Genomic DNA, 21,457 nt, shown 5'->3' on the forward strand with positions numbered 1-21,457 from the left:
GTTCCTTAGGTGGGTAAGAGGTGCAGGGTCAGCCCTTGACGGCGCCCTGCAGCAGGGCGCGGACGAACTGGCGCTGGAAGATGAGGAACACCACGATGGCCGGCGTGATGATGAGCAGTGCTCCTGCGTTCAGGAGGGGGATGCTCAGGGAATACTGCCCCTGGAAGAAGGTGAGCGCGCCGGCCACGGTCCGGTCCAGCGGGTCGGCAATGAGCACCACCGGCAGCAGGAACTGGTTCCACGTCCAGAGGAACAGGAGGATGGCCAGGGCCGAGAGTGCGGGCAGGGCGAGGGGGAGCTGGATCTGCCGGAACTCCTGCAGGACCGATGCCCCGTCCACGCGGGCGGCTTCGGACAGCTCGCGGGGCACATTGATGAAATGGGCACGCATCCAGAAGACGCTGAAGGGCATAAACAGTCCCAGGAGGGGGAAGATCACGGCCCAGGGCGTATTGAGGGTGCCCAGGGACTGGGACTGGTAGTACAGGGGGATGATCAGCGCCTCGAACGGGATGGTCAGTCCTGCAACGAAGAAAATCAGGACCGCCCGGCCGCCCTTCGGGGCCAGCGCTCCGAGGGCATACCCCGCGAGGGTAGCGATGAGCATGGACGCAGGCACCACCCCCAGGACGATGAACGCGCTGGAGGTCATGAGCCGCCAGACGTTCCCCACCTCAAAGGCCGTGACGAAGTTGCCCCACTGCGGATCGGTGGGCCAGACGATGCCGGTGGGATTCCGGTCCGCCGGCTGCAGCGCCGCAGACAGCATGCTGATCAGGGGCAGCAGGGTCAGGATCAGCGCCGCCGCAAGCAGCAGCCGGCCGAGTATCAGTTCACTGCGGCTGGTACGCATCAGTCGTTCACTTTCGAAAGTCGCTGGATGGGAAGGACCACGAGCAGGACCAGGACCATAAGCACAATGCCGAACGCGGAGGCCAGGCCGACGTCGCTCTGCGTAAATCCGATCCGGAAGATCGAGATGCCCGGGACCAGGGTGGTCCGGCCGGGGCCGCCCTGCGTGGAGGTGTAAATGATGTCGAAGCTGCTCAGGGCGGCAATGATGGTCAGCGTCGCGAGGACGGCGATTTCCTGCCGCAGCCCCGGCAGCGTCACGGTGAAGAACTCCCGCCACCAGCCGGCACCGTCCAAACGGACGGCCTCATAGAGCGACGAGTCGATCTTTCCGATGCCGGTCAGCAGCAGCACTGTGCACAGCCCGGTCAGGACCCATGAACCGATCAGCCCGACGGCGGGAAGTGCCGTGCCGTAGTCGGCCAGCCAGGACCGGGTAATACCGCCAAGGCCGACGGCGCTGAGGAACTGGTTGACCGTGCCCGTCTGCGCGTACATCCACGACCAGGCAATACCGGCCGCGGCAAGCGGCACAATCTGGGGAAGGAAGAGAATGGTCTGCGCGGCGGAGGACAGCAACCCCTGGCGCATCGACCGGATCAGGCTGGCCAGGATCAGCCCCACGCCTATGGGTATGAGGGTGAAGTAAATGATCAGGGTCAGCGCGTTCAGGATGGAGCCGAGGAGCTCGGGGTCCGTGACGACCTGGAGGTAGTTTTCCAGTCCCGCGAAGGTGGCGACCCCGACGCCGTTCCAGTCATAGAACGAGTACTGCAGTCCCATGCCAAGCGGAACGACGACGAACCCGACATACACGGCAAGGGCTGGAAGGAGCATCAACCAGGCCACGTAGCCTGCCCGGCCCGGCCGTTTGCGTTTTCCCTGTTTGGCTGCGGCCGCGACCGGCCCTGCCGACGTCGAACCTGCGGCTGTGGTCTCGTCACGGCCGACGGAGCGGCGGCGGACAGGACCGGTGGCGGCCTTCTGCATTAGTCGCTCACTTCGCTCTCGTAGAACTTCTGCACGCGGTTGACGAACTCTTCACCGCTGATCTCGCCCGTCACCAGCAGCTGGGACTCGGGAATGATGGAGCCGGAGTAGATGCCCGCCGTCGTGTTGGACATGAAGTCGACCTGGCCGTTTTCCTCACCAACCTGGGCAGCCATCTCCAGCGCAGAGGCGATCAACGATCCTTCCTCCACGGTGGGCTGTTCCAGTGCGGGATCCCCGCCGGGGGAGGCTCCGGTGACGTCGGAAATGATCTGCCGGGCTGCCGGGTCCGTGTGGATCCAGTCGAGGAAGTACGTGGTGGTATTCAGGTCATCGGAGCCGGCCGCTACGGAGAACGAGTTGGCAGCGCCCATGGCAACGTGGTCGCCGCCCGCTTCGACCGGCGGGACCAGGAAGAAGGAAACGTCGTCGCCCAGGGCCTTCTGGTAGTTGGCGGCCTCCCAGTTGCCGTTGAAGGTGAACAGGCCGTCGCCTTCGGAGAACCGGCTGACGAAGGTGAAGTAGTCGATGGCGTTGATGTCGGAGGGGAAGTATCCCTTGTCGGCCCAGGTGCGGATCACTTCGGCGCCCTGGATGTTGCCTTCGGTGGCGTACGAGCTGCCCGGTTCGTTGAACATCCAGGAGAGGAATTCGTCCTTGTCCGCGTACTGGTTCATGGCTGCCTGAATGGCAAAGTTCACCACGCCGTCCTTGTCTCCGGCCATGATGGGCTGGACTCCGCCGGCCTTCGCTGTGGCCAGATCCTCTTCGAGCTCGGCCATGGTCTGCGGAGGACCATCAATGCCCAGCTGCTCGGCAATGGCGGTGTTCATGAAGATGCCGGTGACGCTGTAGCCCAGACCCACTTGATACAGGGGACCGGAACCGCGTGTGCCCTCGTCATTCATGCGCAGGGGTGCCAGCTGCGATTCCGGCCAGGCATCCCATCCGTAGGCCTCGGCGTACGGATCCAGGTTTGCGAGCAGCCCGTCACGTGCAGTGTCGCCGATGGTGGGCAGCCGGATCAGGTCCGGCGGATTGTCTCCGGCAAGCAGCTTGGGGGCGTTGGCCGTGAGGTTTTGGAAGGTGTCCCGGGTGACCTCAAAGGTGACGTTGGGGTGCTGTTTGGTGAACTCCTCCGCCAGTTTGTCCGTGACGGGGAAGCCTGTTTCGTCAGCGATCGTAATCGTGACTTCCTCAGAGGTCAGCTCGGTGCTTACCTCGACGCTGGCATCGGAGGAATCGGCAGCCGGTCCGCTGCTTCCCGGAGCGCATCCGGCGAGGGTGATGCCGGCGGCGGCCATGAAGGCAGCTACGGCAACTGGTCGACGGCGCCCCGGGCGCTGCAGTAATGAATTCATGCTTGACTCCTTTGTCAATGATTCTGGTGGCTGTCGGTATGCCGTGTGCTAAATCCATTCAGCACTACACAGCCTGCTGCCTATTCGTCAATTGCGCAAGTGAATTTGTGGAGTCGTTATAGAGAGTTAGCATCAAGCAGGAGGAAATATGACCACCAAGCGTGTGACGCTTGCCGACGTCGCTCATCGGGCAGGTTTGTCATCTTCCGCTGCGTCCATGATTCTTAACGGCCGTCCGGATACCAGGCTGTCCAAAGATGCCCATGACCGGGTCAACCGGGCGGCAGCCGAGCTGGGTTATCGCCCGAATGTCGCGGCGCGCAGCCTGCGGATAGATAAAACGCAGACCATTGGATTTGTTTCGGACACCGTTGCCACCACGCGTTTCGCGGGCGGTCTCATCAAGGGAGCTTTGGCTGCAGCCGAGCAGGCCGGTCATGTCATTCTGCTGGCCGAAACAGGCGGGGCTCCCGCACGTGAAACCCAGGCCATTGCCGCGCTGCTTGACCGGCAGGTGGATGGAATTGTTTTTGCCACCACGCGGGCCCGTGAACTGTTCATTCCCGACCTGCCGGGAAGCACACCGGTAGTGCTGCTCAATGCCATCAATGAGCACTATTCGACGTCGGTCCTGCCCGACGAGGAGCGTGGAGGCCGTGCGGCGGTCTCGCTGCTCGCGGATGCCGGCCACCGGACGGGCCTGGTGCTCATAGGCCATAACGAATTAAAGGAACGGGACGTTTTCCGGTCAACGACTGTTGCCCGTCGGCTGAATGGGATCCGGGCGGAAATGAAAGATAGGGGACTGTCTTTTGCGCGGGAGGAATCCATTTGGGACTGGGAACCGCACACCGGCTACGCGGCGGTGAATGTCCTCCTGGAGGAGATGCCGGATGTCCGGGCGCTGGTCTGCCTGAATGACCGGCTGGCCTTTGGGGCGTATCAGGCACTTACCGAGCGGGGCCTCCGGGTGCCGGAAGATGTTTCAGTGGTGTCCTTCGACAATGACGAAATTGCCTCCTATCTCCGCCCCGGCCTGACGACCGTTGGGCTTCCCCATGAGGAAATGGGAGCACGGGCGGTTTCGCTGCTTCTGGAGGGAGAAGCGCATGGCGAGCACCTCATCGAAATGCCCGTCATTATCCGTTCGTCAATTCAGTCGGTGGAGCGCTGACCCTGATATTTCGACCGCACCGTTTCTCCGGATTCCGGGGTGGTCCGGGCAGGGGCGACGACGCCGAGCCCGCTGATCCCGCACGCCGCCGCGGCAACGGCAAAGGCCAGCCCGTAGCCGGCCGCTTCAATCAGGGTCCCGGTCAGGGCCGACCCGGCCGCCTGCCCGAGGATGAGACTGATGAACAGCACCGATGTCCCGGCGGCACTGCTGGCTGCCGCCTGTCCCGCCCAGATGATGAGGACCGACGTCGCGGCGGTGTAGGCGAGTCCGAACAGGGCCGCGGTGGTAAATGAGACCGTGATGCTCCCCGGCGCGAAGGCCATGGCACCGGTGGCCGCCCCGGTGGCCAGCACCGTGACCGGCCAGGTAAGCCGGATCGAGTGCCGGGCCAGCCACGGGGCGGTCAGCACCGCTGCTGCACCGCCGACGCCGAGTGCAATCCACGCGCCGGCAGAGAGTGCGACGGGCATCCCGCCGGAGTCTTCGAGCAAGGTTCGGCCGTAGACCCAGATTGCGGCGCAGCCGATGCCGAAGACGAAGGCGGCAAGGATCGGCCGCTGCAGTTCACGCAGTCCCAGTCCACGCAGGCCCCGTCCCGCTCCCAAGCCCCGGACCGGCTGTCCGCCGCGTTCTAGGGCGGCGCCGTCGTCGTCCCAGCCTCCGGCGCTGCTCGCGCGGAACCGCGAGACGTCGGCGCGCAGCACCCCGACCATTCCGGCCACCGCGATCACGGCAATGAGTGCCCAGGCCAGCCGCCATGAGGACCCGAACGCCAGCGCGAGCAGCCCGGCTGCCACGACACCGAACCCGGTCCCGGAATTCACCACCGACTGCCGCTTTGCCGCGTGGATCGGTTTCGTGTTGCGCTGGACGAGTTCCACCAGCGCGGGGGAGGCGAAGCCCGCACCCATTCCGGCCAGCAGGACCGCTGCGGCAAAAAACCCCGTGGACGGAGCGGCCGCAATCCCCGCGGAGCCGACTGCCGCCGTCGTGCCCGCCAGGACCGTGACCAGACGGGGATGCCGCGGCGCATAGACAAACCCCAGCCCGGCGGAGACGCAGTAGATCACCGAGGCGCCGGAGGCGAGCAGCCCGCCGACGGCCGGCGTCAGTTCAAAGGAGGCCGAGAAGGCCGGCAGGAACAGGCCGTAGCCCAGCCGGGCCAGCCCGTAGGTTGCCGCGATGAGGGTCACGGCGGCAACCGCGAAGAGCGGTCCGGCGGTGGAGACTGAAGGATGTAACGGTCGTTTCATTGAAACGTACGTTATATGGTGGACCCATGGTTGGACAACCCAGTGCACGTGAGCGTCTGCTCGACGCCGCCGAAGAGCTCGCTTTTACCCGCGGTGTCGCGGCGACGCCGGTGGACCGGATTCTGGAGCGTGCCAACGTCTCTCCGGCGACGCTGTATGCGCACTTCGGCAACAAGGAGGGGCTGATTGCGCAGGCGCTGCGCCGCCGGCTGGAGAACTGGGATGCGGCTTGGCAGCACGAAATCGACGCGGCCGGCACCGAGCGGGACCGGTTGCTGGCGGTGTTTCCGGCCCTGACGAGCTACCGGTCGGGCGCCTCGGCCGCCCGCTGGTGTGCGGCGCTTGGCGTGGCGGCGGAAACCGTCGAGCCGGGCCGGGAGCTCGCCGAAACCCTGACGCAGGATACGCAGTTGCTGACCGGCCGCTTCCGGGACCTTGCGGTGCCTGTCGTCGGTGCGGATTCGGCGGATGCGGTGGCGGGCCACCTGCTGCTGATCTTCACCGGCGTCCTGGGCATGCTGCTCCGGGGCGTCTCGCCGGAGGATGCTGCGGCCACCGGCCGGGCGACGGCGGGGTTCGTTATCGACGGGTTCGGGCCGTCCCGTCCGGCTGGGTAGTTCCGGGCGTTCCTGACTTCCTGCTCGTTCCTGATTTCCCGCCCGTTCCGGACTTTCCGTTCTTCCCGCCCGACGACGGCGGCACCCCCTTGCGTGCCGGTGCCTCGCCGGGGCTGAGGTACTCGACGTCGCGCCGTCCGTCCGTGAGGATCCGCAGGTCCTCGTCGAGGTTCCGGCGCAGCTCGACCAGGTCGAACTGGTACCGTCCCGGATCAGCGGCGGCATCGCGCAGATAACGGTTACAGGCCGCGGACATGCGCATCAGGACCTCGGTGGCGGCGGAACGCGGGGAGAGGTGCGCCAGCGTCTCCATCAGGTTCTCGCGCAGGTCCTGCACCGCGGACCGGTGCCGGGCTTCCATCGGCCCGGCTGCCGAAGGCTGCGGTGTGACCGGGGCCAGCGTCCGTTTCAGGTGAAGATAGGTGACCAGTTCGTTGAGTGCCCGGGATTCCTCCCGCCGGCCCAGGTGCCGCTTGGCCAGCCAGCCAACTGCGAACCCAAACAGCACCCCGAGGACCGTCCAGATCACATTGATCCAGTCCATTCGTGCCTCCCGCTTGATGCGCCGATCTGCACGCAGGTTATGGCGCGGTTCCGGGTTCGACCAGAGGGGAGCGGCAACAGGCCCTCCAGGAGAAGTTGGAGGCAGTTTCCGGAAGCCCTAGATGTTGCCCTTGGACCCGCCTAGCGTGGATGCCAAGGGCAACGTCCGTCGGGCAGAAACACGGTGACTGACCACGGACCGCCCCACCAGAAGCCAGCCTGGGTCAGCGACCCGGGGGGAGGCCGGCACGGCACCACCCTGCTGAGGCACCATGTCCCACGAACCAACACCAGCAGCAGCTCCCTCCAGCCCGTTTCCGCCGGAGCGAAGTCCCGGGATTTCCACCCCCCGCTCTGCATGGTTGGTCGTGGGTTTAGCTGCCGGACTGTTGTGGGTCGCCGCCCTGCAGGGCAGCTTCGGCGTCGTTATGTGGATGCTCGCCTCCGGGTCACTCCTGGTGCTCACCGCGCTCTATGCGCTGGGTTTCCGGCGCCGCACCTGGGCCGGCCTCGATACGGTTGAACAACGGAAGTTTGCCCTCGGACTAGGCTCCGTGGTGCTGGTGGTCGGAATCGTTACGGCTGTTGTGTCCACACCGCAGCCGGTCACCGGCCGGGTCAGCGCGGACGCCGAAGGCCTCCGGCCACGGCCGGATCTCTTCGCCCTCCCGACGGCGCCGGCCCCCGGGTCCGTGCTCCAGGTCCCCCTGCCGCCCCGCACGGAGGAAGCGACAGGGGACTCGTTACTGGACGGGTCCGGCAGCTATGCGCTGCTGGGGGAGGTGTCCCAGATGGAACCGGATGATGCGCTCACCGGCACACCGTGCACCGTTGCCGGAAGCAGCCGAACACAAGGGCAGACCGTATACCGGTGCACCCGCAACTCCGCGGGGGATCTTGCCTGGCTCGATGCCGCTTCCGCCCAGCAGTTGGTTGAGGAACGGATGGCCGAAAGCCAACGGGCGGAAGCCGCCCGTCAGGAGGAACGGGCACGCCAGGCCGAAAACGACGCCCGGCTGGAACAGGAGAGGGCACAGCAGCGGGCAGCGGAAGAACAGACCCGCGCGGAGCGCGATGCTCCGGCACCGCAGCCACCGGCCCAGCCGAACGAGCCACAACCGCCGGCGGACAACCCCCGGCCCCCGCCGGTCGAGCCACCTGTCGGACCACCGGTGGAACCCCCGCCGGAACCACCCACGGAGCCGCCCATGCCGCCGCCGAGTCCCGACCCGACGGTTCCGCCCCCGGATCCGCCTACTCCTCCCGGCCCGCCGGACCCGCCGGTCCCGGGCACTCCGGACCCGGACATTCCGGTCATTCCGCCGGAATTCCCCGTACCGCCGTCCCCGCCGGCACGGGAGCGCCCGGTCCAGCCGCCGTCGTCGTTCGCACCGCCGTCAGCTACACCCGAAGCCACCGAGGCTGCCGCCGAGCAGGTACTGCCGGCCGCCAGATAAACCAGGACCCCGGAAACCACCAGAACCCGCCTACCGGAACGCGGAAATCCCGGTGATGTGCTGGCCCAGGATCAGGGTGTGCACCTCGTCGGTGCCCTCGTAGGTCCGTACCGACTCGAGGTTGTTGGCGTGCCGCAGCGGTGCGTAGTCCAGCGTGATGCCGTTGCCGCCCAGGATGGCCCGGGCCTCGCGGCAGATCGCGATGGCTTCGCGCACGTTGTTCAGCTTGCCCACGGAAATCTGCACCGGTTCCAGCATGCCGTCGTCCTTGAGCCGGCCGGTGTGGATGGCCAGCAGCACGCCTTTCTGTATTTCCAGCAGCATGTTCACCAGCTTTTCCTGCGTGATTTGGTACGCGGCCAGCGGCTTGTCGAACTGCTGCCGTTCCAGCGAATACGTCAGCGCCGCTTCGTAGCTGTCCCGGGCCGCGCCCATGGAACCCCAGAGGATGCCGTAGCGGGCCTCGTTCAGGCAGGAGAACGGTCCGCGGAGGCCCTTCGCCCCGGGCAGCAGCGCCGAGTCCGGCAGCCGCACGTCCTCAAGGAACACGTCGCACTGGATGGAGGCGCGCATGGAGAGCTTCGGTTCGATCGGAACCGCCGAGAAGCCCGGGGTATCCGTGGGCACCAGGAAACCGCGGATGCCGTCGGCGGTCTGCGCCCAGATCACCGCGACGTCGGCAATCGAGGCCAGCCCGATCCAGCGCTTGGTGCCGCTGAGGACCCAGCCGCCGCCGTCGTGCACGGCGTTGGTGGTCATGCTCGACGGATCGGAGCCGGCGGTCGGCTCGGTGAGGCCGAAGCAGCCGATCAGCTCCCCGCGCGCCATGCCCGGCAGATACCGGTTCTTCTGCTCCTCGGAACCCCACCGGTGGATCGCGGTCATGGCCAGGGAGCCCTGCACGGAGACGAAGGTGCGCAGACCCGAATCGCCCGCCTCCAGTTCCATGGCGGCGATCCCGTATTCGACGGCGGAACGGCCGGGACAGCCGTAGCCCTCCAGATGCATACCGAGCAGGCCGAGAGCGCCGAGCTCCCGCACAATCTCCACCGGGAAATGCGCGTCCTCGTACCAGTCCTTGATGTTCGGGCGGATGCGCTCGTCCACGAAGGTCCGGACCCGGGCACGCAGGGCGAGTTCATCTTCGCTCAGGAGTCCGTCCAGGCCGAGGACGTCCGACGCCGAGCGGAGGCTTTCGAGGTCCGGACCGGCGTTAGGGGCCGTTGTGGAGGACGCGTCGGACGGCGTCGTGGGCATGCTCATGGTTTCTCCTGCAGCCGCAGCGCCGCGGCGAAACTGGCGGGATGCAAGCTGGTCGGTGGTGGTCAGGTCGATGTATTCCAAGTCACATTACTAGTTCCGGCGCAGTACCATTTCCAGCATGACTGAGGCCTATCTCGTGTCCGGCGTCCGCACCCCCGTCGGCTGTTACGGCGGTGCCCTGTCCGGCGTCCGGCCCGATGACCTTGCGGCCCTGGTGCTGCAGGAAGCGGTGGCCCGTGCGGGGGTGAGGCCGGCCGACGTCGACGAGGTGCTCCTGGGCAACACCAACCAGGCAGGGGAGGACAACCGGAATGTGGCGCGGATGGCGGTCCTGCTCGCCGGGTTCCCCGACACCGTGCCCGCGATGACGGTGAACCGCCTCTGCGCCTCCGGGCTCAGCGCGATCATCACCGCCTCGCAGATGATCAAGACTGGTGCCGCCGACATTGTGGTGGCCGGGGGAGTGGAATCCATGTCCCGGGCGCCGTGGGTGCTGGCGAAGCCGGAGAAGGCCTTCGCGAAGCCGGGGGAGCTGGCGGATTCGGCCATCGGCGCCCGGTTCACCAACCCGAAGTTCTACGACCTGCCCGGTACCACCTGCTCCATGCCGGAAACCGCCGAAGAGCTCGCAGCCCGGGACGGGATCTCGCGTGAGGATTCCGACGCGTTTGCGCTGCGCTCGCATACCCGGGCGCTCGCCGCCATTGACGATGGCCGGTTCAGCGACGAGATCGTGCCGGTGGAAACGAAGGAGGGCGTAGTGAAGACCGATGAGGGTCCACGCCGGGAAACCAGTATCGAGGCCCTGGCGAAGCTGCGGCCCATCGTGCGGCCCGGCGGGGTGGTGACCGCCGGGAACTCCAGCTCGCTGAACGACGGCGCGTCCGCCGTCGTCGTGGCCAGCGCTGACGCTGTCCGCCGGCTCGGGCTGAATGCCCGGGCGCGGATTGTCGACGGCGCCTCCGCCGGGGTGGCACCTGCCGTCATGGGTATCGGTCCGGTGCCTTCGACGCAGAAGGTGCTGGACCGGGCGGGCTGGTCGCTGGGCGACATCGACGCGGTGGAGCTGAACGAGGCCTTTGCCGCCCAGTCGCTCGCCTGTATCCGGGCCCTGAATCTGGACGAGTCGATTGTGAACCGCGATGGAGGCGCGATTGCCCTCGGTCATGCGCTGGGGTCGTCCGGGTCCCGGCTGACGGTGACGATGCTGAACCGGATGGAACGTGAAGGTGCCTCGAAGGGCCTGGTGACCATGTGTGTGGGACTGGGCCAGGGCGTCTCGATGCTGCTGGAGCGGGTGTAGGCGCGTATCTAGGGGGCGGAGGGCAACTCGTTGACATGTTCCGTCTCCGGGTACGGATATGTCCTTTGGTGGAAGTTAAACTTTGAGGGGCCCCTGGAATCCAGAGGCCCCTCAAAAACGAGTTTACTTAGCGGTTATTGATCCAAGCAGCTCGGTCAGAGAAGAAGTCAAGAATCGGTTCGTAAAGGACTACAAACTGGCCGGCTTCGGCTGTCTTGTTCTCGAAGCAAACATCACCGGTGGCGGTACCGCCGGGAGCGACCTGCCCGGTGGAGAGCTGGTTGTCGCTACCCATGAAGGACGGATCGTTGATGGTGCCTGACGGTGCCTGCAACTTCCAGTCGTATGCGTTAAAGTCGATGGTCTTGTCCGAGGTATTCTGCAGCGTCGCCGTCGTGCACAGAGTTGCACCAAGCGTCGCGTCGCCATCCATCAGAGCGGTAGAGGTTACTGAGACCTTGCCCAGAGTCAAGGCATCTCCGCCCTGCCCGACCACATCGTTCTTCTCAGCGCCGGGGAAAGCCGGCGCTGCATCTTCCGCGGGTGCCTGTTCGGCGGGAGCACCTTCGGCGGGAGCGGCTGCCGTGTCCGAAGCCGAATCGCTGTCATCGCCACCGCTGGTGGCAACCGAAATGACGATGATGAGCAAGAGGATCAGCCCAAGGATGAAGCGCTTCTTCTTGAACCAGGGTCGGTTGGCCTTCTTGTAGGCCTTGTCGGCTGCGGCACGTGCTTTGGCGTCGCTCTTGGTTTCCGTCGACTGGATGTTTTCAGACATCGATATTCCGTCTCATTCTCAGGTAGTTAATTGGTGGGGGTAATCTCCCGCTGGCAACTAACGTGCTGAGCGCGCAAGGCATAATTCACTTGACGGTAATTCCCCCAGAGCGAGTGTACCCCAGCTTTATGATTTGCTAGGAATGTCAAAAGACGAGTCGGAATTCCGATGGAACGTTGGGCGTAGGAATGTCCGTGTCGTCGTTTAGGCTTCAGCCCATGACCGCCTTGATCTCCCACACGACCTTTGACAGCCTCGATGCCTACGCCCAGTCCGTGTTCTGGGCCCAGGTGCTCGACTTCCGCGAAGATCCGCAGGATCCCAACCAGCCCGACGACGACGAGTGCATGATTTTCTCCGCTGACGGCTCTCAACGGTTGCTGTTCATCAACGTTCCGGACCGCAAGCAGGTCAAGAACCGGGTGCACCTGGACCTGCAGCCTGCAGAAGTCGGCGGCCGTGACCAGGAGCTCGCACGGCTGCTGGCATTGGGAGCCACCGAAGTGGATGACCAGCGCCGACCGGATGGAACGGGCTGGGTGGTGCTGGCCGACCCCGAGGGCAACGAATTCTGCATCCTCCGCAGCGAGGCGGAACGGTCCGCCTGAGGCCGGCGGGCCGCTCTGCCTGCACCGGCCCTGTTGCAGGAAACGGCACCCGTCGGGTGCTGGGAGGCCTGTGTGCTGGAACGGGCGGGCTAGGCGCCGTCGTTCCGGCCGCGCAGGCCGGCGATTTCCCTGCCGTATTTAGCGGCAGCCGTCTCTGCCTCGCTTTTCAGGTCCGCCGCCATCTCCTTGAAGGGATCAAGGGCGGGGTTCAGGCCGACGAGGGTGAAGGGGCGCTCCACAACTCGCAGGTCCAGGCCCCCAGACGTCTTCCAATACCCGACGCAGCCAAGGAGTCGAATGGTCCCAACCCTCCCGCGGGGTACCGGGAGTGTAGTTTCCACCCTGCGCCGTGACCAGAACGGCAGGCTTGCCGCGGAGTGCGGTGCCCTCCGGGTCAATACGGGGATCCGTATACGCGAGGTCAAACCAGGTCTTGAAGTGTTGAGAAACACCGAAGTTGTACAGCGGGACGGTGAACAGGAGGGCATCGGCGCTGGTCACTTCGTCGGCCAGCTCGGTAGCAAAGGCAAGAGCCTGGTGCTGGGTCTCCGTGCGCTCCTCTTCCGGGGAGAAACCTGCCGTGACGGCTTCCTTCCAGATGGAGGTAGGGATGGGGTCTGCGGCGAGGTCGCGGCGTATGACGCTCGAGTCAGGGTGGGTGGCCACCCATTGCTTCTCAACCAGGTCGCCCAGGGTACGGGTGGCCGAGATGGCCGGAAGAATACTGGCATCGAGACGGAAGAGCGTCATGGGATCTCCGATCAAAAGTTTTTATAGTTGCTCTGTTTTTCAGAGCGATAGGCCAGAGGCTACCACGCTAGAATCGAAGAATGAATACCGGGCCAAGCGAACCGCACGCATGCGATGCTGCGGTCAGTCTTGCCTTCTCGATCCTGGGTAAGCGCTGGAACGCCATGATCGTGGATGCCCTTAGTGCCGGCCCCCTGTCCTTCGCGGCCCTGCGCCGCACAGTGGCGGGCATCAGTGACGCTGTCCTTTCAGACCGTCTGACCGAGCTGGCTGAAGCCGCCCTGTTGTCCCGCGTGGTGGAACCCGGGCCTCCGGTGGCTGTCACCTACACCCTCACCCGAAGCGGCGAACAACTCGTGCCGGTGCTGCGTCAGCTGGGTCAGTGGGCATCCATGAACCTGCCGCATCCCTCGGCGTAATAACCTACCCCCGCACCAGCTCCAGCATCCGCCGGATAATTTCTTCGCCGGCCAGAATCCCGCGTGCCTCGGTGACGTGCAGGTGCGGATCGAGGTAACCGGCGTCGTCCAGTTCCCCGTGCGCGGGACGGAAGGCGACGTCGGCGCACTCCAGCATCGGGCGGTCCAGCAGGGAGTCCCCGGCAGCGATGATGCGGTCAGCACCGATCCGGCGGGCAACCTCGGCCACGGCCTGCTGCTTGGTCACCGGAGTGGGCACGCAGTAGAGCTTGCGGCCCTGCAGGGAGACAGTCCAGCCGCGCGCATCGCACCAGTCCTCCAGAGCCAGCAGGAACTCACCGGGCAGCGCGTCCCGGTCCACAATCGCGTAGGCGAACAGGTCCTCGGCGGAACGCAGCTTCAGAATCCATTCATGGAACTCAGGACGGCCCAGGTAGGCCTCGATCTCGGCAAGCGGCGCGCATCCGGAGGTGAGGAGGCCGCGGACGGAAGTCTGCCAGTCGGCGTCGGGCTCCCCGTGATGGAGGATGACGCCGCCGTTGGTGGTGACCGCGTACTCCGGCGCCGGCCCGGGCAGCTGGATGCGCCGGTACTGCGCCACGGTCCGCGTGGTCACCGGGACAAACACCGCAGCCTCGGCAGCGGAGACCAGCAGCGCCTCGGCGGCACGGGTCATGAAGGACAGCGGCTTTCCTTCATAGACCTCGGACACAACCATCGCCGGAGCTCGGGCATCCTCGGTGTTCAGGAACAGTGCGTTGGCGGAATAGATCAGGGTACGGTCCAGGTCGGACGCGAGCATCGTTTTCACGCGTCGGCCCCCGGAACGCCGGCACCGGCAACGGCCCGGCCGTCGGCGCCCACGGCACCTGCGGTGAACCGCGGATGAATCAGGCCGACGCAGCTGAACGGCAGATCCGGCACCTCCTCCACAGGTACGCCACGCTGTTCCGCCAGGAGCAGCACATGCGCCACATCCTCCAGCGCGTCCGGATGCACCAGCACCTTCCACGGCACCCGGCGCAGCAGCACACGGGTGGTCTCGCCGACACCGGGCTTCACCAGGTTGACGTTGTGGATGCCGTATTCCTCGCTCAGCCGCTCCACCGCCTGCCAGCCCACCCAGGTGGGGGTCCGGTCGGCGTGCACCAACGACGCCGCGGCAGCCTCGGCTTCGGGCCGCACGTCGTCGAAATGGGACTCGATCGCGGTCAGGAAATCCCGGGAGACATCGGCAGTGGCCAGGTGCGAGTAGAACTTGGCCCCGTGGAAATCGTGCGGCGCGATGAGGTCCTTGTTGAACACCGTGCGGGACACCAGCCCGGAAACGGTTGAGTTCAGGCAGGCCGAGGGAATCAGGTAATCCTCGCGCGTGCCGAACAGCTCCACCGAGTGGCCGGGATCGGCCAGCACCGCGAGCTCCGAGGAGAACCGCACGCCGTCGCTTGCTTCGAACTTCTCCAGCGCCGCGGTCAGTTCGCGGGTGATCGCGCCCTTGCCGGTCCAGCCGTCCACGAACAGGATTCGCTCAGAGGCGTAGGTGCGGGCCAGATAGCGCAGCGCGGTCTCGTCCATGCCGACGCCGCGGACAATGCTCATGGTGTAGTGCGGCAGGTCCAGCCCGTGCATCCGCTGCGCCCAGCGGCGCATCAGAATGCCGATGGGGGTGCCGGCCCGGGCGAGCGACACCAGCACCGGCTCCCGGTTCCGGGCAGCCAGCGCCAGTTCAGTCACGGTGCCGACGGCGGCGGCCACCCGCGGCGCGGAACGCCTCAGCGCCTCCTCGTACAGGTCCTGGTACTGCGCCGACGGCAGGTATTCCATGGGCAGCGACTCGGCGTAGTTCGCCCCGCCGGACTGGATGGCGGCTTCGCGCTCGGCGGTCGGGGCTTCCAGCGCCGCGTCGCGCAGATCCTTCAGCAGCCAGGTCACATCCTCGGGCGCATAGGAGCCAAATTCGGGTCCGGTCAGCGGCACCGCTGCGGGCACGGCGGCCGGTCCCGTCCAGTCCTCCGGCGTGGGGACATCGGCCGGCAGCAGCACAACGACGACGGCGCCGGTCACCGCGCGCAGGGCTTCGGTCACGCTGCCGGGACCGGTGATGGAAGCAAGGTCGGTGCCGGGCTCGGGCAGCAGCACAATGCTGCCGAAACCGGTCCCGGCCGCACCGGCGGCAGTGCCGTCCGCACCAGCAGTGCGGTCCGCACCCACGGCGTCCGGGCCGGCCGCACCCACGGTGTCCAGACCGGCACCAGTCCGCCGGGCTCCGACGTTGTAGGCATGCCGCGGCCCGGGGCCGTCCTCGGTCACGTCATGGCTGGCGAAGGCCACGGCGTTGGCAATTGCGTAGTCCGACCGGTCGATTGGGACGATGGGGGAGCGGGTGGTGGTGGAGAACCGGACGGGTACACCGGGCAGGGCTTCGGCCAGGGCGTTGGCAATGGTCAGCGGCACATGGATGAATTCCTCGCAGCCGAGCACCAGCACCGGCTCCGCCGGATCCGGCAGGCTGGCGGAGATGCGCGAAGCGATGAGGGCCAGGCTCTCGGCCGAAACGGCTCCGGGCAGGGCGGCAGGCAGGGTGCCGAGGTATTCCGACGAGACGCCTGCACGGTTGCCGAAGCGGTCACTGCGCAGGCCGCGCGCAGCATCGGAGTAATCCAGCACGGTCACGGGTGCCGGATCGACAACCCCGGGACCGAACTCAGTAGCCTCAACCTGATCCGGGAGTCCGCCGATCAGCCCCTGGGCCCGGGCCAGGAGATCCTCGCCAAGGTCAATGCGGCCGGTGCTCAGCGCAACCACCCGGATGCTGCAGCCCAGCTGTTGGGCCAGCTCATCGAAACGTGCACGGTCGGCGTCGGAACGCAGATCGATCAGCGACGCCACCACATAGAGCGGATGCGGCGCGGCGGCGTGCAGTTCGGTGATGGTGTTGATGACGGTGGCGCCGGTGCTGAGCTCATCGTCCACCAGCACCACCGGTGCCGGGCTGTTCAGCAGCGCCGGGTCCACGGGCAGCAGCCGGTGCGAGGTGGCATGCGAATGCGCTTCCTCAAACGAACCGTAGGCCACGGCGTCCGCGGGGGCATGCCGGGTGGAATGGATGTAGTAGGAGCCCAGGACGTCGGCCACCAGCCGGCCCAGCCCTGTGGCGGTTTCCGCGTAGCCGACCGTCACAACATCGGGGTGGGAAATCGGCAGATCCCAAAGCTGTTCGCGGGCATGCTGCAGCCGGGTCCGCGGGGACCGGGCGGCAGCAGAGCGGGCACGGCCAGCGCTGTCACGTCCCGCACTCGTACCCGGCCCGCCGTCGTCGTCCGCCGGCGCTGTCCCGTCCTCGAGAGCCGCAGCGAGTTCGGCGGCGGCACCGCGCAGCACGGCGTCGTCCACTGTGCTGCCCAATGCCGCACCGGCGAGGGCGCCGAGCAGCTCCCCGGCGGCCAGGACCACAGCCGGTTCGGTGGGCACGTGCTTGGCCAGCACCCGGGAAACGAGCAGGTGCGCGCGCCGCGGATTGCGGCGCAGCGCCAGCCCCACCAGATCCTCCACCGGCAGGAGGGCCGCCGGATCCGAGGTGATCCGCACTCCCAGGGCCTCGTGGACAAATCCGCCGGTCCAGGGGTGCTGGTTCAATTCATGCTCGCTTCCAGAAGATCTACATAGCTGATGTCGGGGGCCGCGACGCCGAACGCGGCAGCCCGGACGAGGGTGGAAGCTGCCCACGCCTGATGGGGTTTCATTTCGTTCATCTTGTTGCGGTACGGCGACGCCGCGGCGCCGCCCCCGGCCGTGCCGGAAATATGCAGGGCGTCGAGGTACGCCTCGTGGCTGACCACGGACATCGCGTGGACCAGGGGAACATGCGAGGGGTGGATGACCGTCTTGCCGAGCAGACCGTTCGCCTGGTCCAGTTCGATTTCGCGGATCAGTCCGTCCAGGTTCGCGGTCAGCAGGCGCTGGCGCAGGTCCAGTTCGTCGGCATCTGCGAACGGGGTAGAGCGCAGCATCGGGCGCATTAGCCGTTCCCCGGAGCTGTAGTGTTCCCAGACCGGTCCGCTGATGATGAAGCCGTCGGGCCGGCCGAAGGTGTTCACGATGTCACCGATGACCGCGGAGACCACCTTGACGTCATAAATGGTCAGGTCACGGGAACGGCGTAGCCCGTAGGCGCTGGACATATCCGTGGCGCCGATCCGCACGGCCAGGATGTCCTGCCGGTTCGCTTCGAGCACCTCGAGGATGCCCGTGAGGGTGGCGGACCGGGTTTCGGCGTGGATCATCAGCGGCGATTCGAGGATGGGCATGGCACGCAGCGGCCGGGCATTGGGATCGTAGGCCCGCCGGGCGTCGTTCACAGTATGCAGGGCGTCGAGGAAACGCTGTGCCGTGCCGGAGGTGTTCTCGAATTTCGGCAGCACGAATCCCGTGAGGACGTCCAGGGCGGGACCGCTCCGCTCGGCCAGGCTGAGGAGCTGCTCGGGGGTGCGGACACGGACGAAGAGCATCAGGTCTGCGGTATCGCCCGTCCGGCGGGCTGCGGCACTGTGAAGCTGTTCGAGGGCGTCCACCACATTGGTCTCCGCGGCGGGGACCTCGGCGTCGGCAATGGAATCCTCCAGGCAGAGGACCATGCTGACGGCACCGCTGGCGGCCTGCCTGCGGATGTCCTTGACCAGGTCCGGCCGGGTGGCTGGACAGTACAGGGTGGCACCGAGGGCACTGGCCAGCAGTCCGGGATCTGTTTCCAGGGTCAGTTCCTGCGGCGGGAGGTGGAACAAGCGGGCGGTCTCGGGTCCGCTCAGAAAAGAGAAGTGACGCACGGGGCTCAGCGGTTCCTGCCGGGGAAGGAGGCAATGGTGAAGCCGAAGGCCTCCCAGATGGCCTTGAGTTCCATCCCGTAGGGCATGATTTCGGCGCGCAGTTCCAGCACCTCGCCGATCCGCAGCACGGACAGGACATAGAAGGTGCGTTCCCCGGCCTTGGGCGGAATGGTGACGGACTGGCCGTTGTAGATGCCCACGGTCATGGTCTGCTTGGGCTGGGGGAAGAACAGGGCGCGGCGCAGCAGCCCGGCGTGGCGCAGGGGAATCAGCGCCAGATCGTCTTCATAGCCCACCAGCGGCCGGTTGCCCGGAGTGTCGACGACCGTGCCCTCCAGGGTGCCGCGGTCCAGCGGACCCGCAGGCATGCCGCCGGTCGTGTATTTCCGGTCTTCCCAGACCGCATGAATGGTTCCGCTGATGGCAAGGCTGCCCACGGCGGATTCCATCGGCGTCAGGCGCAGCACGGGATTGTTCCGGTCCAGCATGCGCACGTCACGGATGCCCGGGGCCGGGAACAGGCGGGTATGCAGGGGCGCGGGAACGGTACGGGCGGGTGCCGACGGCGTGCCCGACGACGGCACGGACGCCGCCGACGCCGGCCGCGACGCGGAGCGGGTGGAGGCGGCCTCGGCGTTGGGCGACAGGCCCAGGGAGAGCGACGGCGACGGCGGCGCCGGCGGCGCAGGACGGGTCGGTGAGGACAGCGTGAGGGACCCCGGCGCTGAAGCGGGGGGAGCCGGCGTCGTTGGCCGCGGCGACGTGCGTGGGGGCGTTGCCTGCGGCGGTGTGGCCGGCGCGGGCGTCGAAGCAGGAGCCGCAGGAGCGGAAGCAGGCGCGGCAGCGCGCGGCTTGACCCGCCGGCTCAGGAAAGGCAGGTCGGTACGCACATCCGAGGAACGGTTAACCGCCATCGCCTAGAGATCGAATCCGAAGTCGCTGGCCAGTCCGCGCAGCCCGGTGGTGTAGCCCTGGCCCAGGGCACGGAACTTCCAGTCGCTGCGGTGGCGGTACAGCTCGCCGAACATCATGGCCGTGATGGCGTCACGGTTGGCTGCGGGCAGATCAAAGCGGACCAGTTCGGAGCCGTTGGCCCGGGCCACCCGGATGTAGGCGCTGCGGACGGCGGCGAAGTTGCCGGGGCCGCGCATCTCGGGGTCGGCATATACGGCGAAGACAATCTTCGTGACGTTGTCGGGGACCCGCGAGAGGTCGACGTCGATCTGTTCCTCGTCCTCCTCGCCGGCAAACTGCACGGAGGCATCCGGGCTGGCGATCTGGTTGAAGAACACCAGATGCGCGTCCGAAAGCACCCGGCCGTCCGCGCCCAACAGCAGCGTGAGCGGAACCAGTTCGGCAGCGGGGCCGCGGCTGGGGATCACATCCCATCCCAGTCCCACCAGCACGGACGTCAGGCCCGGGTTTTCCGCGGTCAGGGCGGCGTTGGCGCCGGCCACCAGGGTGCCCATCAGCGCTCCCCGAAGGTCAGGGAAGAGGGGGAGAACTTGTCATCAAGGAACCGCCCGTGGGTGGACAGTTCGGCAATGGCACCGGAGCGGACCTGGTTTTCCAGGTCCCGGGCAATGCCTTCCAGGATGGTCAGCTGTTCAACGAGCAATCTGGTGGCCTCGGAATCGTCGGTCCGCTCCCGGTCGTTCAGGGCCACGTAGGCCCGCAGGGGAGTGGGGAGGTAATTGGTAATGATGGCGTTGAGCAGCACCCGCTGCTCGGTGGAGGCACCCTGGGCGCCGACGTACTGGACCAGCGGCACCAGAATGTCGTCGATCTGCCGGACCATGGAGGACACCAGCGTCGGCAGCGCGGCACCGGCCCGCCGGACGGCGATGCGCAGGTTCCGCAGCGAATCGGCGGTCTCCCGGTGTTCGGCGTCGGGGCCCGACGCCGGCGCGGCAGGGGGCAGCCCCGATGCCGGTTCGGGTTCCGGCGAGCCGAAGAGCGAACCGAAGAACTTCACCACGGCCGTTTCCTCAGCATCGGAGCTGCCCTGCCCTGCATCTAGCGGGACTCGCTCTGGCGGGAGCGTTCCAGGTAGGGCTTGGCCTGCGTGATGGTGGACTCCAGGGACTTCACGGTCCCCTCCATGTTGCGGGCAGCCTCGGACCGGAACGTGTCGATCGCGTCCATGGTCTGGTACACGTTGTCGAACGCCTTCTGCAGGGTTTCCACGCTCACGCCGGAGGTGGACGCCTGCTGGTGGATGCGGGCGGTCTGGTCCTTGAGCATTTCACTGGTGCTCAGGATCATGTTGTTCGTGGTGGTGTTCACCGCATCGATCTGGTCCAGCACCATCTTCTGGTTCGCCAGGGCACCGGCCACGATCACGGCGGTGCGCAGGGCGGAAATGGTGGTGGTGCGCGCGCGTTCCACGCCCTTGATCAGTTCCACGTTGTTCTTGCGGATCAGGTCCATGGCCAGGTAGCCCTGCACGGAGACGGCCAGCTGGGTGAGGATGTCCTGGCGGCGCTGGCGGATGGGGAAGAGGACGTCCGCTTCCAGGGCGTTGGCCTGCTCAATCTGCCCGGAATTCTTGAGCTCGTCCACCTTCTGCACGGCCGCCGCATCCAGCGACTCGGCGAGCACGGAGTATTCGCTGAGGGTCTGCATGGTCTTCCACAGCTCCACCTTTTCCCCGGCGAGGGAGGCGTTGTCCTTGAGCAGCTCATCCTGGCCGGACATCAGGGCCTTGATGATCTTGTCCAGCTGGACCTGCGCCGACTCATACTTCTGGAAGTACTTGGCGAGCTTGTTGCCGCCCGGGATGAAGCCCAGGATCTTGCGTCCGGTGCCCAGGTTCGCCTGGTTGGGGGTCAGGTCCTCGACGGTGGTGCGCAGGTCTCCCAGAGTGACGGCGACCTTCTTCTGCGCGTCGTTGCCGGACTTCTTTGCCCCGGCGACGGAGGTGGAGGAACGCTCCAGCAGGCGGGAGGAGTAGCCGGCGGACTGCACCATTTCCGCGCCGGCCAGCTTGTTGATGGAATCCACCTGTGCGGTGAATTCCGGGCTGCGCGCATCCAGCTTGGACACTTCCTCCATGAAGGACTTCGCCTGCGCGGCGATTTCGACGCGGCGTTCCTCCGGCACCGGGACCATGCCCGGGGCACTCTCGGGTGCAACCGGAGCGGGCGGTTCCGGAGCCTTCAGCACCAGGGCGGCTTCGGTGGCGTCCGGGGGAGTCAACGGTGTGGTCATGGTCCAGCCTTTTCTTCGGTGTCTACGGATGCGGGGAGTGTCCCGGCCTGCGG

21 protein-coding genes and 1 pseudogene are annotated in these 21,457 nt (G+C 66.5%); 6 read left to right on the forward strand and 16 right to left on the reverse strand.

Annotated elements, in window-relative coordinates; genetic code table 11:
* Nucleotides 1-28 precede the first annotated feature (28 nt).
* The 3 genes from QNO10_RS03090 to QNO10_RS03100 are packed head-to-tail and all read right to left on the reverse strand — an operon-like array spanning nt 29 to nt 3,203.
* Nucleotides 29-853, reverse strand: a complete 825-nt coding sequence (locus tag QNO10_RS03090; protein ID WP_229949353.1) for a carbohydrate ABC transporter permease — start codon at nt 851-853, stop codon at nt 29-31.
* The gene (locus QNO10_RS03095; RefSeq protein ID WP_269437849.1) at nt 853-1,842 is read right to left on the reverse strand and encodes a carbohydrate ABC transporter permease; all 990 of its coding nucleotides are present in this window, start codon (nt 1,840-1,842) and stop codon (nt 853-855) included. Before QNO10_RS03095 ends, QNO10_RS03090 begins: the two co-directional genes overlap by 1 nt.
* A complete protein-coding gene (locus QNO10_RS03100) occupies nt 1,842-3,203 on the reverse strand; it encodes an ABC transporter substrate-binding protein (protein WP_229949354.1) in 1,362 nt (453 codons plus the stop codon). The genes QNO10_RS03095 and QNO10_RS03100 overlap by 1 nt, the downstream gene beginning before the upstream one ends.
* Nucleotides 3,204-3,366: 163 nt before the next feature.
* Between QNO10_RS03100 and QNO10_RS03105 the strand changes: the two genes are divergently transcribed.
* Nucleotides 3,367-4,377 (forward strand): LacI family DNA-binding transcriptional regulator, encoded by a 1,011-nt coding sequence (locus QNO10_RS03105; protein WP_229949355.1) that lies wholly within the window; start codon nt 3,367-3,369, stop codon nt 4,375-4,377.
* Here the strand turns inward: QNO10_RS03105 and QNO10_RS03110 are convergent.
* Nucleotides 4,359-5,633, reverse strand: coding sequence for an MFS transporter (locus tag QNO10_RS03110; RefSeq protein WP_229949356.1), 1,275 nt, complete (start codon nt 5,631-5,633; stop codon nt 4,359-4,361). The genes QNO10_RS03105 and QNO10_RS03110 overlap by 19 nt on opposite strands.
* A gap of 26 nt (nt 5,634-5,659) precedes the next feature.
* On the opposite strand from QNO10_RS03110, the gene QNO10_RS03115 reads away from it, so the two are divergent.
* The gene (locus QNO10_RS03115; protein WP_229949357.1) at nt 5,660-6,250 is read left to right on the forward strand and encodes a TetR/AcrR family transcriptional regulator; all 591 of its coding nucleotides are present in this window, start codon (nt 5,660-5,662) and stop codon (nt 6,248-6,250) included.
* Here QNO10_RS03115 and QNO10_RS03120 read toward each other — a convergent pair.
* Nucleotides 6,213-6,794: a DUF6650 family protein gene (locus QNO10_RS03120; RefSeq protein WP_229949358.1), complete on the reverse strand. Its 582-nt coding sequence runs from the start codon at nt 6,792-6,794 to the stop codon at nt 6,213-6,215. The two genes, QNO10_RS03115 and QNO10_RS03120, sit on opposite strands and share 38 nt — an antisense overlap.
* A 367-nt stretch (nt 6,795-7,161) precedes the next feature.
* Here QNO10_RS03120 and QNO10_RS03125 point away from each other — a divergent pair, with 367 nt between their 5' ends.
* Entirely contained in the window at nt 7,162-8,250 is a 1,089-nt protein-coding gene (locus QNO10_RS03125; protein WP_229949359.1) for a hypothetical protein, read from the forward strand.
* Nucleotides 8,251-8,280: 30 nt separating this feature from the next.
* On the opposite strand, the gene QNO10_RS03130 is transcribed toward QNO10_RS03125, so the two are convergent.
* Nucleotides 8,281-9,594 carry an acyl-CoA dehydrogenase family protein gene (locus tag QNO10_RS03130; protein ID WP_442860265.1) on the reverse strand — a complete coding sequence of 438 codons (1,314 nt, stop codon included), beginning with the start codon at nt 9,592-9,594 and terminating at the stop codon, nt 8,281-8,283.
* A gap of 37 nt (nt 9,595-9,631) precedes the next feature.
* Between QNO10_RS03130 and QNO10_RS03135 the strand changes: the two genes are divergently transcribed.
* Complete coding sequence (locus QNO10_RS03135) at nt 9,632-10,816, forward strand: thiolase family protein (protein ID WP_229949360.1); 1,185 nt, start codon at nt 9,632-9,634, stop codon at nt 10,814-10,816.
* A gap of 127 nt (nt 10,817-10,943) precedes the next feature.
* On the opposite strand, the gene QNO10_RS03140 is transcribed toward QNO10_RS03135, so the two are convergent.
* Entirely contained in the window at nt 10,944-11,594 is a 651-nt protein-coding gene (locus tag QNO10_RS03140; RefSeq protein WP_229949362.1) for a DUF4352 domain-containing protein, read from the reverse strand.
* A 218-nt stretch (nt 11,595-11,812) separates the two neighbouring features.
* On the opposite strand from QNO10_RS03140, the gene QNO10_RS03145 reads away from it, so the two are divergent.
* On the forward strand, nt 11,813-12,202 hold the full coding sequence (locus QNO10_RS03145; RefSeq protein WP_229949363.1) for a VOC family protein: 390 nt from the start codon (nt 11,813-11,815) through the stop codon (nt 12,200-12,202).
* Between the two features lie 195 nt (nt 12,203-12,397).
* Here the strand turns inward: QNO10_RS03145 and QNO10_RS03150 are convergent, their stop codons facing one another.
* The gene (locus tag QNO10_RS03150) at nt 12,398-12,952 is read right to left on the reverse strand and encodes an FMN-dependent NADH-azoreductase (RefSeq protein WP_229949368.1); all 555 of its coding nucleotides are present in this window, start codon (nt 12,950-12,952) and stop codon (nt 12,398-12,400) included.
* Between the two features lie 80 nt (nt 12,953-13,032).
* Here QNO10_RS03150 and QNO10_RS03155 point away from each other — a divergent pair, with 80 nt between their 5' ends.
* Nucleotides 13,033-13,371 carry a winged helix-turn-helix transcriptional regulator gene (locus tag QNO10_RS03155; RefSeq protein WP_229949369.1) on the forward strand — a complete coding sequence of 113 codons (339 nt, stop codon included), beginning with the start codon at nt 13,033-13,035 and terminating at the stop codon, nt 13,369-13,371.
* Nucleotides 13,372-13,375: 4 nt separating this feature from the next.
* Here QNO10_RS03155 and QNO10_RS03160 read toward each other — a convergent pair whose 3' ends face one another.
* From QNO10_RS03160 to QNO10_RS03190, 8 genes and pseudogenes are all read right to left on the reverse strand, one after another.
* Nucleotides 13,376-14,173: an HAD family hydrolase gene (locus QNO10_RS03160; protein ID WP_229949752.1), complete on the reverse strand. Its 798-nt coding sequence runs from the start codon at nt 14,171-14,173 to the stop codon at nt 13,376-13,378.
* Nucleotides 14,174-14,178: 5 nt separating this feature from the next.
* The gene (locus QNO10_RS03165; protein WP_442860270.1) at nt 14,179-16,035 is read right to left on the reverse strand and encodes a cysteine protease StiP domain-containing protein; all 1,857 of its coding nucleotides are present in this window, start codon (nt 16,033-16,035) and stop codon (nt 14,179-14,181) included.
* 132 nt (nt 16,036-16,167) lie between these two features.
* A pseudogene (locus QNO10_RS14605) lies at nt 16,168-17,097 on the reverse strand (phosphoribosyltransferase domain-containing protein); the annotation flags it as partial.
* Nucleotides 17,004-18,152, reverse strand: a complete 1,149-nt coding sequence (locus QNO10_RS03170; protein WP_231707596.1) for an HpcH/HpaI aldolase/citrate lyase family protein — start codon at nt 18,150-18,152, stop codon at nt 17,004-17,006. The gene QNO10_RS03170 and the pseudogene QNO10_RS14605, both read right to left, overlap by 94 nt.
* Nucleotides 18,153-18,199: 47 nt before the next feature.
* Nucleotides 18,200-19,108, reverse strand: coding sequence for a hypothetical protein (locus QNO10_RS03175; protein ID WP_229949373.1), 909 nt, complete (start codon nt 19,106-19,108; stop codon nt 18,200-18,202).
* 3 nt (nt 19,109-19,111) lie between these two features.
* Nucleotides 19,112-19,663 (reverse strand): TerD family protein, encoded by a 552-nt coding sequence (locus QNO10_RS03180; RefSeq protein WP_229949376.1) that lies wholly within the window; start codon nt 19,661-19,663, stop codon nt 19,112-19,114.
* Nucleotides 19,663-20,172, reverse strand: coding sequence for a hypothetical protein (locus QNO10_RS03185; protein ID WP_229949378.1), 510 nt, complete (start codon nt 20,170-20,172; stop codon nt 19,663-19,665). Before QNO10_RS03185 ends, QNO10_RS03180 begins: the two co-directional genes overlap by 1 nt.
* 38 nt (nt 20,173-20,210) lie before the next feature.
* The gene (locus QNO10_RS03190) at nt 20,211-21,404 is read right to left on the reverse strand and encodes a toxic anion resistance protein (protein WP_229949380.1); all 1,194 of its coding nucleotides are present in this window, start codon (nt 21,402-21,404) and stop codon (nt 20,211-20,213) included.
* Between the last annotated feature and the right edge of the window lie 53 nt (nt 21,405-21,457).

Origin of the sequence: Arthrobacter sp. zg-Y919, assembly GCF_030142045.1 — a bacterium.
Lineage (GTDB): Bacteria > Actinomycetota > Actinomycetes > Actinomycetales > Micrococcaceae > Arthrobacter_B.

What these genes read in the sequence shown, in the direction of transcription:
- QNO10_RS03090 (WP_229949353.1), bottom strand. Translation starts at nt 853, where the DNA reads ATGCGTACCAGCCGCAGTGAACTGATACTCGGCCGGCTGCTGCTTGCG.
- QNO10_RS03095 (WP_269437849.1), bottom strand. Translation starts at nt 1,842, where the DNA reads ATGCAGAAGGCCGCCACCGGTCCTGTCCGCCGCCGCTCCGTCGGCCGT.
- QNO10_RS03100 (WP_229949354.1), bottom strand. Translation starts at nt 3,203, where the DNA reads ATGAATTCATTACTGCAGCGCCCGGGGCGCCGTCGACCAGTTGCCGTA.
- QNO10_RS03110 (WP_229949356.1), bottom strand. Translation starts at nt 5,633, where the DNA reads ATGAAACGACCGTTACATCCTTCAGTCTCCACCGCCGGACCGCTCTTC.
- QNO10_RS03115 (WP_229949357.1), top strand. Translation starts at nt 5,660, where the DNA reads ATGGTTGGACAACCCAGTGCACGTGAGCGTCTGCTCGACGCCGCCGAA.
- QNO10_RS03120 (WP_229949358.1), bottom strand. Translation starts at nt 6,794, where the DNA reads ATGGACTGGATCAATGTGATCTGGACGGTCCTCGGGGTGCTGTTTGGG.
- QNO10_RS03135 (WP_229949360.1), top strand. Translation starts at nt 9,632, where the DNA reads ATGACTGAGGCCTATCTCGTGTCCGGCGTCCGCACCCCCGTCGGCTGT.
- QNO10_RS03140 (WP_229949362.1), bottom strand. Translation starts at nt 11,594, where the DNA reads ATGTCTGAAAACATCCAGTCGACGGAAACCAAGAGCGACGCCAAAGCA.
- QNO10_RS03145 (WP_229949363.1), top strand. Translation starts at nt 11,813, where the DNA reads ATGACCGCCTTGATCTCCCACACGACCTTTGACAGCCTCGATGCCTAC.
- QNO10_RS03150 (WP_229949368.1), bottom strand. Translation starts at nt 12,952, where the DNA reads ATGACGCTCTTCCGTCTCGATGCCAGTATTCTTCCGGCCATCTCGGCC.
- QNO10_RS03155 (WP_229949369.1), top strand. Translation starts at nt 13,033, where the DNA reads ATGAATACCGGGCCAAGCGAACCGCACGCATGCGATGCTGCGGTCAGT.
- QNO10_RS03160 (WP_229949752.1), bottom strand. Translation starts at nt 14,173, where the DNA reads ATGCTCGCGTCCGACCTGGACCGTACCCTGATCTATTCCGCCAACGCA.
- QNO10_RS03175 (WP_229949373.1), bottom strand. Translation starts at nt 19,108, where the DNA reads ATGGCGGTTAACCGTTCCTCGGATGTGCGTACCGACCTGCCTTTCCTG.
- QNO10_RS03180 (WP_229949376.1), bottom strand. Translation starts at nt 19,663, where the DNA reads ATGGGCACCCTGGTGGCCGGCGCCAACGCCGCCCTGACCGCGGAAAAC.
- QNO10_RS03190 (WP_229949380.1), bottom strand. Translation starts at nt 21,404, where the DNA reads ATGACCACACCGTTGACTCCCCCGGACGCCACCGAAGCCGCCCTGGTG.